This is a genomic window from Candidatus Seongchinamella marina (assembly GCF_026262685.1).
Taxonomy (GTDB): domain Bacteria; phylum Pseudomonadota; class Gammaproteobacteria; order Pseudomonadales; family Halieaceae; genus Halioglobus; species Halioglobus marinus.
Map to the genome: position 1 here is coordinate 191225 of NZ_SHNP01000006.1, position 13854 is coordinate 205078.

The 13854-nt window shown below is 51.5% G+C and carries 15 protein-coding genes; 7 read left to right on the forward strand and 8 right to left on the reverse strand.

Annotated features, from left to right (window positions below; translation table 11 throughout):
* Positions 1 to 16 precede the first annotated feature (16 nt).
* Positions 17 to 1219 carry a hypothetical protein gene (locus EYC87_RS16710; RefSeq protein WP_279253871.1) on the reverse strand — a complete coding sequence of 401 codons (1203 nt, stop codon included), beginning with the start codon at positions 1217 to 1219 and terminating at the stop codon, positions 17 to 19.
* Between the two features lie 189 nt (positions 1220 to 1408).
* Between EYC87_RS16710 and EYC87_RS16715 the strand changes: the two genes are divergently transcribed.
* On the forward strand, positions 1409 to 2221 hold the full coding sequence (locus tag EYC87_RS16715) for a sulfotransferase domain-containing protein (RefSeq protein WP_279253872.1): 813 nt from the start codon (positions 1409 to 1411) through the stop codon (positions 2219 to 2221).
* A gap of 13 nt (positions 2222 to 2234) precedes the next feature.
* On the opposite strand, the gene EYC87_RS16720 is transcribed toward EYC87_RS16715, so the two are convergent.
* Positions 2235 to 3206, reverse strand: coding sequence for an MBL fold metallo-hydrolase (locus EYC87_RS16720; RefSeq protein ID WP_279253873.1), 972 nt, complete (start codon positions 3204 to 3206; stop codon positions 2235 to 2237).
* 168 nt (positions 3207 to 3374) lie between these two features.
* On the opposite strand from EYC87_RS16720, the gene EYC87_RS16725 reads away from it, so the two are divergent.
* Positions 3375 to 4130, forward strand: coding sequence for a DUF4956 domain-containing protein (locus tag EYC87_RS16725; RefSeq protein WP_279253874.1), 756 nt, complete (start codon positions 3375 to 3377; stop codon positions 4128 to 4130).
* Here EYC87_RS16725 and EYC87_RS16730 read toward each other — a convergent pair.
* On the reverse strand, positions 4120 to 5196 hold the full coding sequence (locus EYC87_RS16730; RefSeq protein ID WP_279253875.1) for a hypothetical protein: 1077 nt from the start codon (positions 5194 to 5196) through the stop codon (positions 4120 to 4122). The two genes, EYC87_RS16725 and EYC87_RS16730, sit on opposite strands and share 11 nt — an antisense overlap.
* Positions 5197 to 5317: 121 nt before the next feature.
* Here EYC87_RS16730 and EYC87_RS16735 point away from each other — a divergent pair, with 121 nt between their 5' ends.
* The 3 genes from EYC87_RS16735 to EYC87_RS16745 all read left to right on the forward strand — a co-directional run bounded on the left by EYC87_RS16735 (position 5318) and on the right by EYC87_RS16745 (position 7595).
* Positions 5318 to 5800 (forward strand): class II aldolase/adducin family protein, encoded by a 483-nt coding sequence (locus EYC87_RS16735; protein WP_279253876.1) that lies wholly within the window; start codon positions 5318 to 5320, stop codon positions 5798 to 5800.
* A 58-nt stretch (positions 5801 to 5858) separates the two neighbouring features.
* Positions 5859 to 6854, forward strand: coding sequence for an SDR family oxidoreductase (locus tag EYC87_RS16740; protein WP_279253877.1), 996 nt, complete (start codon positions 5859 to 5861; stop codon positions 6852 to 6854).
* 141 nt (positions 6855 to 6995) lie between these two features.
* The gene (locus EYC87_RS16745; protein WP_279253878.1) at positions 6996 to 7595 is read left to right on the forward strand and encodes a hypothetical protein; all 600 of its coding nucleotides are present in this window, start codon (positions 6996 to 6998) and stop codon (positions 7593 to 7595) included.
* Here the strand turns inward: EYC87_RS16745 and EYC87_RS16750 are convergent, their stop codons facing one another.
* From EYC87_RS16750 to EYC87_RS16770, 5 genes are all read right to left on the reverse strand, one after another.
* Complete coding sequence (locus EYC87_RS16750; protein ID WP_279253914.1) at positions 7596 to 8744, reverse strand: NnrS family protein; 1149 nt, start codon at positions 8742 to 8744, stop codon at positions 7596 to 7598. It abuts the gene before it with no gap.
* 115 nt (positions 8745 to 8859) lie between these two features.
* On the reverse strand, positions 8860 to 10098 hold the full coding sequence (locus EYC87_RS16755; protein ID WP_279253879.1) for an alginate export family protein: 1239 nt from the start codon (positions 10096 to 10098) through the stop codon (positions 8860 to 8862).
* Positions 10099 to 10496: 398 nt separating this feature from the next.
* Complete coding sequence (locus tag EYC87_RS16760) at positions 10497 to 10862, reverse strand: hemerythrin family protein (protein WP_007230199.1); 366 nt, start codon at positions 10860 to 10862, stop codon at positions 10497 to 10499.
* A 60-nt stretch (positions 10863 to 10922) separates the two neighbouring features.
* Entirely contained in the window at positions 10923 to 11441 is a 519-nt protein-coding gene (gene mobB, locus EYC87_RS16765; protein WP_279253880.1) for a molybdopterin-guanine dinucleotide biosynthesis protein B, read from the reverse strand.
* Positions 11442 to 11498: 57 nt separating this feature from the next.
* The gene (locus EYC87_RS16770) at positions 11499 to 12338 is read right to left on the reverse strand and encodes a TauD/TfdA dioxygenase family protein (RefSeq protein WP_279253881.1); all 840 of its coding nucleotides are present in this window, start codon (positions 12336 to 12338) and stop codon (positions 11499 to 11501) included.
* Positions 12339 to 12483: 145 nt separating this feature from the next.
* Here EYC87_RS16770 and EYC87_RS16775 point away from each other — a divergent pair, with 145 nt between their 5' ends.
* Positions 12484 to 12975 carry a cupin domain-containing protein gene (locus EYC87_RS16775; RefSeq protein ID WP_279253882.1) on the forward strand — a complete coding sequence of 164 codons (492 nt, stop codon included), beginning with the start codon at positions 12484 to 12486 and terminating at the stop codon, positions 12973 to 12975.
* 7 nt (positions 12976 to 12982) lie between these two features.
* Positions 12983 to 13846, forward strand: coding sequence for a DMT family transporter (locus tag EYC87_RS16780; protein WP_279253883.1), 864 nt, complete (start codon positions 12983 to 12985; stop codon positions 13844 to 13846).
* The last annotated feature ends 8 nt before the right edge of the window (positions 13847 to 13854 follow it).

Here is a 13854-nt window from a genome sequence, read left to right on the forward strand (position 1 = left end):
CGACGAGGAAGATAGCCTAGGGTGCTAACGCGAGGCTAGTATCGGTGCTGGCATCAACCTCATCCTCGCGACCACGATTAAAGGTAATCTCAAAATTAATGCGACCAAAAAACACACCGTGACGCTCATCGTAATGGCTACGTTTACGGTCGGTGTAGCCAGGTTCAATTTCGACGTATAGCCAATCCTTGTAAAGTCGGTTACGCAGTTTGAAAATTATGCCGTAGTTGGTTACCAGAGAGCCGTCACTCAGCGGCTCCGCAGGCCATTCAGTTCCCTCACCCACCTCTTTTGGGGGGTCAGGCTCCGTCTCACCCGTAACGCCGAAAATCATTGAAAAAGCTGAATCCAGGCTGTAGCCATAGCGCCAGGAAATCAAACTCCGCCACTCGGTGCCTTCAGAGCGCTCGCCGAGTTCAACCTTATTGCTCCAGCGAACCAGTGAGCGCTCGCCTGTAAGCACGTCGAAATCTGCTACATGCCGCATATTGAAGCGATCGTCATTGGTATAGCGCAGACGCCCGGTATAACGAAAGCGGCCCCAATCCGACAAATCATCTTTAAAACGATAACGCACACCTGGCTTCAAATTCAGGTCCGAATCTATGCCCATAGTGAGGTCGAAACGAGAGCGGCCCTTCTCAACTGCCTTGAACTGTACGCCTGCAGTATTTCCTGTACCGCTGCCACTATAACCCCCACGTTCATCGTCAGCGTCATCGGCATTAAACACCAGCGAAAGTCGCTCGTTAACCCGCGGCAAATCTACCTTGCCGCGCAAACGAAATTTCACATCTTGGCCGCGGTCCTCATCCCATTGGAAGCGAGTCGCAAAACGAATCGTAGAATCGGCGGACTCAAGGTCCTCCAGGGGGGCACCGAAGAAGCGGTCCAGGTAGATAGCAAGATCATCGGCCCTATTGCCGATATAGTGATGACTACTATCTACCCAATTGCCTTCCTCATCCTGCTCTCGGCTTAGCGACTCTTCTATTTCCTCAGACGTCAGGCTTGGCTCATTGACTTCGATGGGGCCTATAGAACGGGTATCCGGATCTTGCCCGGGCGACTGCAGCTGCTGGTCAATCTGTGGTGATTCCTGTGACCACGCGGTGGCGCTGGCCAACATCAAGGCGGTGGCAAGTGCAGCCCTGAACCGCAACGGGGTATCTCTAGCCCCCTTGCAGTTGCGGATTTCGTTTTCCTTTTGCACATCCATTACTGAAATATGCCAGCAGACAGGAAGTCATGCAAATACAGTGGAGTGGTCATCCAGGCTCGCGACCATGGCTCGCGGGTAGTAGACTGCTGTCATTTATGGGGAGAACATCTCATCAGAGCCACAACGCTCGAACAATTAAACGGGAAGCTACAGCACCTGTTCACTCCAGAGGGAGTAAGGGCCGGCTTGCGCTTCAAGCCGCGTCCGACCGACATCATCATTTCCCCTTTTTCAAAGTGCGGCACCACCTGGATGCAACAAACCGTGCACGGATTGCGCACTCGCGGCTCAATGAATTTTGGCGAAATAACTGAGGTAACCCCCTGGCTTGAGGCCGCCTCAGACCTGGGGCAGAATCTTGACGCTGAGCAGGTCACGACCCCGCGAGCCTTCAAATCTCACCTGCCCTGGGACAATGTCCCCAAGGGGGGGAAGTACATTTGCGTATTCAGGGATCCGATACGAGCCTTGGTATCTATGTACCAATTTTTCGACGGCTGGCTCATAGAGCCTGGGGCTATCAGCTTTGAGAGCTTCGCCTATGATCATTTTTTGGCGCGTCAGGCGCCTCGCGGCTATTGGCATCATCTGGTCAGCTGGCTGAGTCAGAAAGATAACGATGAGGTGTTGCTGCTGTGCTACGAACAGTTACAAGATTCTTTTGAGCCGGCGCTTGAACGTATAGCGACTTTTATCGACATTGCTTTGGACGACGAGCTAGTAAAAATTGTGCATCACCAATCGTCTCTGACCTTCATGCAGCAGCACGGCTCACATTTTGACGATCACTTTTTACGCCAACAACGGAACCCTGCAATGGAGCTTGGCCCGGAAAACCTTTCATCAAAAGTGTCATCTGCTTTATCCAGAGCAGCAAGACCCGAGCCTAGCCAAGCACTGGTTAAAGATATGCAAGCCAGATGGGACCAGGACGTCAAGTCTGTTACCGGTTTGAAAAATTATGCGGCACTGCTGCAACAAATTACGGATCAGCGTTAGGCAATGTTTAGACTTACTTCATCATCCACCTGGCAAAGTCAGTCAACGTTCTTTGCATCAGGTTCATGGGGATTATTCTGAGTCGGGCCAGCTCTACTTCATTGGCCTTGGGCAGCTTTTCCAGCTCAGTATGCATTAATGAGAGAGTCGCTGGATTAATTGGCAGCGGTGCTTCTTCCGGCTGATAGCTAGTACCAACCGGGTAGTATTCGCCCTGCCGATGCGTCACTTCGATATGCGCTCCCAGTACCATACTTACATCGTTGGCACTGGCAAACCTGGCAAGGCGCGCAATGCTCATTCGATAGTCATCCCAGTTCTTCACGTAAATCAGCCCCGGGTATACTGTGTCACCGGTAAGTAGCCATTGTGTCTCTGGGTCATATATCGCGATTGATTCTTCCTGATGACCAGGAACGGGAATCACTCGAAGCTCTCGACCGCCAAGATCGACCCGCCCTTCTCCATCTGGCCAGTTCATGATTCCCAGGGTCTCGAGATAGCCTGACCCACCGGCAGTAACCAGCGTAACGCCTTCCCTATTATCGAACTGTGGATCCGCAGCAATATGGTCGCGATGCCCATGTGAATGAACAACCAGCAGATGCTTTTCTCCCACCAGAGCATTCACTGTTTCATACAGTGGAAATGCTACTGCGTCAGCGGTTGCACCGGTATCAAGTAGCAAGGCCGAGTCTTCGCCAATCAACAGATACATGAAAGGCGCCTCAAAGCTCTGGCATTTATTCTGGCGTAATATATAGCTCGTTGAAGAATAGCTGTGGACTTCGATCGCAGGGTCTTTGTTGACCGCGCAGTCAGCAGAGCCATGGTTCCATTGCTTATCCTGCAGCATGGGCTGGGCACTAAAAGCCACTGTGGCAAAAACAGTGCACGCCAGCGCCAAACACCTATCGAAACGAACAAAAGACCGTAGCTTCACAAGCAGATTCACATTATCGGTAAAGAAACTGCAGTTTGCCATGCGGGGCCAGGAGGTGGCAGCTCGATAGGATAAGTTGCATTATAGTTGCGTTAAAAGGCTTGTGGTCGAAATCCAAATAGACAGCTAAACTGAGAATGACCGCGGAAAAACGATAACATCATTGATGAACAATGCTTTTTGGCAAGTAACATTGCGGAGTAACCACCAGTGAACGAGAAACTTCTCGCCCCTATTCCCAGTAAACCTTTCCTACTTAAACTCCTGCTTAAGCTAATCGTTTACTATGTCGTGCTTGGCGCCTTAGTCATAGGGCTGTTTACTGCTTTCCCGCCACTTCTGGACATGGCGCCCGTAGGAGGGGTGAGCGAGCTTGCCGGAGGTTATGATCCCTCTCTGCGCGAGTTCGAAGATGCCTTCCTCAATGACGACATCGACGAAGTACAGCCCTTAACCGCTCAAGAGCAGGGTATTGCTTCCAAATTTCGCTTTGCAGACGCCCGCAGCCTGTTTTTTTCCATGCTGGGAACCTTCCTGCTGATGTTGCCAGTGTCATGGATTTATAAGGGCATACACCGCGACGGCGAGCACGATCAATCACTGGACGAAACCACTTTGATATTGCCCGCCGTTGTCGCCGGCATAGTGATGGTTGTGCAGCACAGCCTTGCTCTTGCGTTCAGCCTTGCAGGAATAGTCGCGGGTGTGCAGTTTCGCCGTGCCCTGAGCGATACCTTTGATACTTTGTTTATCTTTGTGGCGATTGCCGTAGGTATTGCTGCGGGAATCAAGGCGCTCGATATCGCCCTGGTGTTAACAATGTTTTTCAACTTCGCTACTCTGATTGTTTGCCTCTATGGCGATGGTCTGGAATCACACCACGAAGCGCGCCGCAAAAGGGAGCGACGCGCGCGTAAGGAAGCAGAGCGAATAGAGTCGCAAGGCCAGGGACCCACTAACCCTTAATCACATCTCCGCGGCAATGCTCAAGAATTTCCTTTCTTACAGAGTCTTCGTCACTGATGCGGTCGTAAGAGTTTTGCAGGTAACCTAGCGCCCGTTTACGATAGGTTTTGTTCAGCAGCGGAGAGTTCTCAAACAGAGCAACCGCGGCTTCCTTGTGCGAAATCATCAATGCAATGGCGTCTTTATACCGCCGATCTTCTTTACACCAACCATTGAAATAACGAGTTGTAATACGCTTTATTGGTATGTTCGCGGGCAACGTAGCGTAGGGTGCGTTAACAAAACCAGACGAGTCAAAGTCATAAGCAACAGGTAAAATTCCAGTATCTGTGCCCTCTGAAGACAGCAATTTTACGTTATGGCAACAGTGCTCTCCCTCCGGGGACATCAGTGTAGAGTAGTCGACATTGCCGATCATGTATTGAAACACCTCGACGATGGCGGTCTGGGCCATGTCCATCTGAACACGCATCGTATAAGGAATCTTTTTCAACTCCAGCTCATAACGCTCTGCCATTGCTTTGTCGTCTTCGAGCAAGAAGTTAGTCGTCTGCCAGCGTTTATCCTTATTACCGGTATCTACATATGCCACTTCCACCAATCGAGTGCGAAAATGGTAATCACTGTAAAGCGCAAACAACTGGTAAACCAGGTACTCAAGATAAATAAGCTGCTGATAAGCTTCGCCTCGCTTACAGGGACTCACCAGCTTCAGTTTGTCCTGCCCTTCTAACAAGGTGGTCTCGACCTCCTTTTTTTTGAAGTTCAGCATTAACGGAGGAAGGGTGCAGTTGCGCCGACGATAATTTCCCCGAGTTCGGATCTTGACACTGACGCGCTCAGTTTCCTCGCCGTTTTTCTGGCTCCAATAACCGTCGAAATAGAGCCGGTCTTCCTGCTTTTTTTGGCCGTAAGCTTCAAGAATAGGAGCTGTTAATACACCCTTGTAGGGCTCATCGGAGGCAAATAGTGGAGAGGCCTGGGCGTTAATTCCGGCCATGGATGTGATTAGCGTTATTAGCAGTGCAGGCCTGAGCATCTTCATTCCTCTTTTAGAACTGGTCATAGTGTAGCTCAGCTTCGCGCGTTACACTTTTTCAGCTCATTTAAAATGATGAGTCGTGTGAGCGCAGAGTTAAACGACTACACTGAACGTGATGCACATCAGGCAATACATCGTAAGAGGCATGCCTTTGAAACAGTACCGTGATGATCAGCAAAGCCGTCAAGCGCTTGTCGACACTCTTGTCGAGCTGGGCAACAGGAATCTCAATAAAGGGACGTCAGGCAACGTATCTGCCAGCACGAGCAAGGAAATACCCGCAATGCACTACATGGTCGCAGCTGCTGGTGGTTATGGCATACCTCTGGCGGGCTATGCGACCTTTGGTAGGAAGGCTCTTTCAGCTGCAAATCTTGAGGCCCTTTCCGACTCCATGGCTTGCCTATTGGCGAATCATGGACAATTGACCGTGGGCGTCGATCTGGAAAGCGCAATAAAGCTTGCCGAACTTGTTGAAGAGCAAGCCCATTGCTACTGGGGCACCTTGTTAATTGGGGGTCCTGTGTTATTGGAAAAGGAAGAAATGGACGAGGTGCTAGCGGCCTTCGTCAGCTACGGTCAACAGGAAAAGCGCGTGGATCTTGTTCCGGGTAAAAAAATCGATTGAAGCGGCGCGGCAATCGTGAACACAGTAGACTATTAACCCAGTCCACAGAGGATCCTCCATGAGTAAAGTATTGATCACCGGTGCCACCGGTTTTATCGGCAACCACGTCACTCGTTTGTGCCTGGAGCAAGGGGATGAAGTTAGAGTCATGGTTATGGTCGGTGAGGATCGGTCTCCCCTCGCCGGTATGGATGTGGAATACGTCGAGGGCAATCTGCTGGACGCAGACTCACTCGCGCGGGCGGTGCAGGGAGTGGACAAGCTTTACCACCTGGCGGCGCTTTTCGCCGTTTGGACCAAAGACCCGGACCTGCACTACAAAATTAACGTAGAGGGCACCCGCCACATGATGAACGCGGCGCAGGCGGCCGGAATAGAAAAAATCGTATACACCAGCAGCATCGCCGCAATAGGAACCGATGGCAAAGGAACGCCCTCTACTGAAGATACCCCATTCACCAGCTGGCATTTTGCCAGCGAGTACATCATGTCCAAATACATCAGCCATCTGGAAGTGAAGAGCAGAGTAAAGGGTGGCTTGCCCGTCACCATGGTAATGCCCGCCCTACCCTTTGGCCCCGGCGACCGCATGCCCACCCCTACCGGCACGATGATTATCGGTGCGTTGCAAGGCAAAATGAAAAACTATTGGGATGGAGGCGTATGTCCGGTAGACGTAAGAGATGTGGCGTTAGGCCATGTATTGGCGATGGAAAAAGGTCGCGTGGGCGAGTCTTACATCCTGGGCAATTCACAGAACAACATGCCTAATAAAGAGTTTCTGCAACTAGTCGGTAAAATAGCCGGTGTAGACAATGTCGCGACCAAGGAAATCTCTAAAGCGATGATGTTACGAGTGGCCAAAGGAGCAGAATTTTTCAGCAAAATCACAGGAAAAGCTCCCGTGACTACGGTAAAAAATAGCTCCTATGCAATGGAGCACTTTTACGTCGACGCCAGCAAGGCAATAACTGAATTAGGGCTGCCACAAACGCCGCTTGAAACCGCTATTGCTGACTCTGTCGAGTGGTTCAGGGAGAACGGTTACGTCTAACTCTTGCACGACCCATGATCATGATTCGCGCAAACAGCTTGTCGAACGACATTGTGCAACCGCTAGCCTTTTCGTCTGCATCATTACCCATGCTATGCTCGCTTTTTACCACCACCCACCAGCAAAACAAGTGACCGTTCTATGCGCATAATATCACCTCTTGTTATCACCGCTATCGTTGGACTCCTCGTTGCATGCTCAACCGATAAGCCAGAAGAACAATGCCAGGGCAGAGGCAAAAATTTGCTGCAGGACCCATCTTTTTCGACGATTAGTGCTCCCCGCTCCCAGCGTCGTTGGTTTGCATCAGAACACGCCGCAGGGCAGTCGTTTGAATATGAAGTGAAGAACGGCGAGCTGGAGATTCGAAAAACTGGCAACGAACCGTGGTTCATTCTGAGACAAATCGTCCCTCGAAAAGAAATTCCTGGCAAGTTTGCGGTGTTTAGCGCCGAAATCAAACTCGCCATGGAGCCCGCCGCCATCGAGCATGGTTTTGAGATGGGGGGTGGCCTGAGCGTGACCGCCATGGCTAACGGCAAACCCATAGTGCGCTCAATACTCGAGCATGAGCCTCGCATTGGTAATACAGACTGGCAACGAGTGGCGGTACGAGTCGAGCTACCCAAAAAAATTGATTCTGTCCGCGTAGGGTTTTTACACCAGGCTGATGGAACACTGTGGGTTCGCAATCCCTCTTTCCAAAAGACTAATAAGGCAAGCTGTCCAGATCGCTACTGACTAACCCGGCCGGCCGTCGGGTCGGGGTTGAGTAAGAATTGGTAGATAACGGATAACAAACAGGCCGTAGGCCGATGCCCAAAGCACAGCAGAGCCTGCGATAACGACACTATAGTCAGAGAGCCATATCGGACCGCTTACTCTTAGCAATGCGGCAAGCGCTATGGCAACAAAGGCTAACAATATTAAAGGACCAACCGCGAGTGACCGACCGGTATGTCCCAGCGATATCCGGGCAATCATTGCCAAAGTCATCATCCCTATGGCCCCCACTGTGAGCGCATGTAAGGCCTGACTATGGCTAATGGCCATAGTCAGCTTCGACAGTCCAAGTAGCCCCAGACCGATGGCTATAAACCAGTAGCTAAGGTGCAGGGGCCACACCAGAGGCGTGGAAAGCGTTACCCAGCTGCGCCAGCGAAAAACCCTGAAGCCCTGGCAGGCAGCAGCAAAGAAGAGCAGTAGGGCGCCAATCTCAACCGCCATCAGACCCATTGTGGCAGGTATTGCCAGCACCATAACAACGGGGCTCAGGCGCTCCAGCCAAGGTAAAGGCTTTACGCGCTCAGTTCCGATGCCATTGGCGGTAAACATTGGCACCACCCGACCCGCTACCACCGTCATCAACAAAGCCACCAGCATCACCATAAAATTCGCAGCCATAGCCTGCAGAGCAGGATCATCGTGATAAACGGCGGCGTGGAACATGCCATTGGCAAATGTCATGGCTATTAAAATAGGAACAAAAATAATGTTACGCCATTGACGGATGCGCAGGACGGGCGCTGCCAGTACTATCGCTGCAGCGGGCAGAAATAATATGTCCAGCAGAGTGACTAGCACGGCGGGTAAAGCCGATGGATACAATAAAACAATTCTGGCGCTTAACCAGAGGAGCACAAGTCCCAAAAGCGACCAGCCGCGAATACCGGCAATGCCTGTCCAGGCCTGCACCGCAGTGAGCAGAAAGCCCACAACGATTGCAGCAACAAAGCCAAACAGCATTTCATGAGAGTGCCACCACAAGGATCCGCCGAACGGTGAAATACCGATGGCCCCACTGAACATCCCAGCCCATAGCAAGATACTGATCGTGCTGAATAATGCGCCCAACAAAAAAATGGCCTGAAAGCCAGACGAAACAGGGATGGGCCTGTTCCCACCGGACGCTCCACAACTTTCCCATTACTTCTTAGCACAGTCATAAGTCACCTTTCCTAACCAGCCAGGCCTGCGCTTAAGTGGCTCACTGCAACTCTCACAACTACAGTTTCAGTTGCAGTGTCACCCAAACTTTCTGGGCATCGCTATAACGATCGCTGTCGCTGGAGAAGTTGGCGTATTTCAGCTGAGTACTGAACTGCTTGCTAATTGGCCACGTCCCCACCAAATCCCATTCCGTACCAAAGTCCTCACTGGAGTCCTCGGCAGAAAAGTCGTGGTAGAAGGCACCCAACTTAACCGGACCCAAGTTTCCCGTCACACCCAGATAGAGATCTTCAATACCGTCGCCAGGTGCAGTCAGGAACTTATCAGCCCAGCCCTGAAATTTGTGCGCTGTCGCCAACGGGGTCTTAAAGCCTACACCGTTATCCGCGCCCAATACTTCATAACCCAGTTTGCCGCTTATTCCTGCAGAGCTCATAGCACCTTCGAGCATGTAATAGTCAGCGTCGTAATCCAAAACACTGTCGCCCGCATCAGATTGCGTCGCATACGCCGCCTTGACGGCCACAGGACCCAGGTTGCCGCTATAATCAACACCGTAAGTGTCAGTAGAGTTGTTCACCGACTTATTGGGAGACCAAGCGCCGCGCTCATCAATCTCCAGTGCGTAAATGAAGCCGCTCAAGGTGTGGTTGTCTCCCAGTTTCCAATCGAGCCGGGCCAGGTGATTGTTACCTTTCCAGTTGGCAGGCTGGGCCGCGCTATCATCCGGACCAAAAACTCGGTTGATATTGTAAACGTAGGCATAGTCCAAGTGCAGGTTGCTGGCTTCGCCCCACTGCGCGCGCAGGCCATCGTAAGTTTGTTCGTTCTGGCGCCAGGCAACACCACCGACAAAACGCTGACTGCCATGCAATATACGTTGTCTACCATAAATGCCTGACAGGCTTTCAGTACCGTACTTCACCCACGCTTGATTCACTTCAGTGCCCTTTGGATCTGCAACAACAGGGCGGTCTACTTTGCCATTCTCAGTGGAGTTGAAATCATCGCTGCCCACATAGGTAACGTTGTCAAACTCCAGCAATCCGTTAAAGCCACCCACGGTGCCGCTCTGGAAAGTCAGGCGAGAACGCAGGGTGGACGCATTAGCATCTTTAGCAAAAGCGTCATCGTCGACATTTTCAAAGCGATATCTGAAATCGACTTTCGCACTGCCCTCACTTACCGCCTTGCTCAATGCCTCAGAGAATCCGTCTTGAGCCTGTGCCCCCACAGTCAGGCCAGCAGCCAGAAGCCCTGAAATAATCATCAAGTAACTTTTCTTGTCGTTCATAGAGTTATCCATTCATATAATAAGTAATGATTGGGGCTGAACCAGTTATCGTCGCCCCCTCCCTGATCTCATCATTATTTGGGAAAAATATACCACAGCGAATGTCATCAACCGCTTTAAGCCCTGCCTACTTACTGCGCACAATTTAGTAACTGCAAGATGACGGATCCTTCCAGTTGTTCGAGATTACATTGACAGCCTGATCATAGGCCTTGCGTTCAGGGTGCCAGTTCACCATGGGTGCTCACCCTGGCCGAAGTTCCACCTAAAGGTATGGATATGCCGTCTTCCAAAACTGAATTAAGTCGTGGAACCTCACTGTGTTGGTGGCACGCGTTACAAGCAGCGCGACACCGAGTATCGATGCTCAGATCAACACATTCATAAACTCGAAACACTTACTTGACAGAGGACGCCAGAATAAAGGCCTCCAGGTCTTTATCGATACCCAATACATGACGCTTGAGCCACTCTGTTAGATATGTCGATATCACTCCCATGAATAACGCATCGTACTGTTGATCGTGCATTAGCAGCTTTTCTATCTCGTCGCGAAAGTGATCATGCGCCCGAATATGCACCTCGCGGCCAGGAAAATTCACAAGTTCCATATAGCGTTCTTCGAGGGTGAAATGCGTTTGTGTGTATTCCAACAGGCGCTGGATGACTGCCGTACCTGAATCTGGCTTACGAATATCATCCAGAATTTCAAATAGCACTTGGTGCTGGGCGTCCTGCCATATCAGTTCACTGGTCTTTTGCATGCTGTGTAGTGTGTCAAGTCAGCAGGAACAAGACCATGACTCAAGTCATTGAATTGTGACTCAGCTGGGTCGCGTCAAGCCACAATAATCGAGAACAAAATTGGCGATAGCATCGATGTCGTCCAGTGCAAGCAAAGGACCCGCGCATCGGTAATCGGACGGGGTTATCGTTTCGTCGCTGGCAATCGCAACAATGGGCTGGGCTTCAGCGGGCAGAACTTCAGTATTGTTTGATGGCCTGACCACCTGAATTTTGGGCTGTTGTCCCATCTTGAAGCCTTCTACGATCACCAGGTCCACGGGTCGCAATTGCTGGAGAAGTTCATCGAGCTCAGGTTCCTGTTCGTCGCCAACTTCGCTCATCAAAGCCCAGCGTCGATTAGAAGAGAGCAGCACCTGTGCAGCACCTGCCTCTCTGTGGGTGTAACTGTCGCTGCCGGGCTTGTCGATATCAAAATCACAATGTGCATGCTTGATGGTAGACACCTGAAAGCCACGGGCGCTGATGTTTTCAACCAATCGCGCTACCAGAGTAGTCTTGCCGCTGTTCTTCCAGCCGGTCACCCCAAACACTTGCATTAAATAAACCTTTGGGGGAACCGGTAAGGTATCGGCCCCATCTCAAACGTGATGACACTATGCTCCAATCGTGGTGCGGTGCAACAAGCGGTTGTAACCTTCGTAGCCACCGGTGGCGGAGTGCAATACTGCACGGTTATCCCACATCAATAGTGTTCCCTGCTCCCAGTGATGGCGATAGCGAAATTCTTCGCGAGTTTGCCATTCGTACAGCTCAGTCAGCAACGCTCTCTCCTCTTCCCCTTCGAGGCCTTCAATACCGATCATGTATCCGACAGTGCCAAGGATTGAGTCTCTACCCGTCTCCGGATGACTAAAGATGATCAGATGCGACTGCGTCGCCGCTGCATCGTCAGAGGGTCGAATATCCATACTGCGGCCCGCTGCTTTATCTGCGTCTCCGAGAATACCCGCAGGCGAGTAGCCCATGATCGCAGAGTGCACTGCCCGCTTACCTTCCAGTTTGTCCCTCAACGACTTTGGCATTGCAGCCGCAGCGGCCACCTGATCAGCAAATAAAGTATCGCCGCCTGTCGGCGGAATCGTAACACCATATAGACACGTGCCCTGTGGCGGGTGTGCCTGAAAACTCCAGTCGCTGTGCCATTGCTCTGCAAATAGCGAAGTGGTCTCGCCTGCATCACGCTGGACAGCGATAATGTGCTTCCTGCCAGTAATGGGCGCAATAAAAGGGTCGTCACCAAAAGGGCCGAAACATAGCGTGAAGCGCTCTAGATCATCGTCACTCAAAGACTGACCTGGAAAACTGAGGACCTGGTGCTGCAACCATGCCTCGCGAATTTGGGCGACCAGTGTTGGTGCTAGTTCCCGGGATAGATCAACCCCGCGAACCTCGGCGCCACAAGATTGGCCACTGGCGGTAACTTCGATGTTCATAAACAGGTCCCCATTGGAAAACGACACAACAACACTGACTAACCACTTCAGCACGACATTATCAGCAAAAACGTATTCTGTTCTATACTGCCATGCTTTCAGGCGCTAACAAAAGCGTTGTCAGTCTTACCGAGGAGAAGCCCAGGTGAATTACCCGGACAGGGAAACCATCATCGAGAAGCTTCAGCTAGAAGCTCATACAGAAGGTGGTTATTTCAGGCGAACCTTTCAAGCAGACCATCGCGAAAAAATTGCGAGTGGCAACGGTCCGCGTTACACCCTCACCTCTATATATTACCTTTTAACGGCAGAGTCCCCGGTTGGCCACTGGCACCTCAATCAATCGGATATCATCCACTACTTTCACCTGGGTAGCCCCATAAATTACTACCTGATTGAGGCAGACGGCAGAAAACGAACGGCGACTCTGGGACCTGATCTGGCAGCGGGTCAACAATTGCAACTGACGGTACCCGGCGGCACCTGGAAAGCGTCTCATCTTTCCACAGGAGACTACGGCCTTATCAGCGAAGCGGTGTCTCCCGGTTTCGAATACGAAGATATGTGCCTCGCAAAGGCACAGCGGCTAATCTCAGAGTTCCCTCAACACCAAGCCCTTATTGAAGCTTACACCTGATATCGGCATGCCAAAGTCGAAACTCATTCTTGTTGGCGTTATCGCCGTACTGACAATGTCCGCCGTACCTGTGTTGGTGAAGTCCACCGCAGCCAACGAATACACGGTTGGAATAGCTCGACTGGGCATTGCAGTCATTGCATTTATGCCAATGGTTGCGCTACGCGGTCATCTGCTGAAGCTCACTCGCAGACAATGGTTGCAGCTGGTCATCATCGGCGTGATGTTTGGCTTCCACTGGCTGACTTACTTCATGAGTATCAAGCTTGCTACGGCAGCGATCGCCGCATTGACCATCCTCACTTATAGCGTCCAATACCTAATACTGGCCTACCTGTTCAATGGTGAGAAAGTGACTCCTATTGAGTGGCTCGCCATCGGTGTCTGCTTTGCCGGCTGCATTGTGGTCGCTCCAGACTTTTCACTGAGTAATGATGTTTCACTGGGGATTGCAATAGGCCTGCTCAGCGCGCTTTTTTACGCGGCCATGCCGCTGCTGCACCAGCGGGCAAGTGGTATCGGTACCCTGGAGCGGACCTGGGGGCAATTTTTCTTTGCACTACTGGTGTTTTTGCCTCTATTAGGCCGGGCAAATTGGGACCTGGGCCAGACAGACATCTATCAACTACTGGTCCTGGGCTTGGTTTGCACTGTTTTTTCCCACGGTTTATGGGTGAAAGCGAGCACCGAACTACCGGCCCTCTATGCCAGTATGATATATTTCCTTTATCTACCCGGTGCGCTGATCGGCAGCGCACTGTTTCTGGGGGAGCCAATAACTCCGGTTAAAGTACTGGGTTGTATCCTGGTATTTGGCTCCAGCGCGGCGTTGGCGGTTTATCGCTACCGTCGCCGCTCGACGGCGAGCTAAAGTCCCCC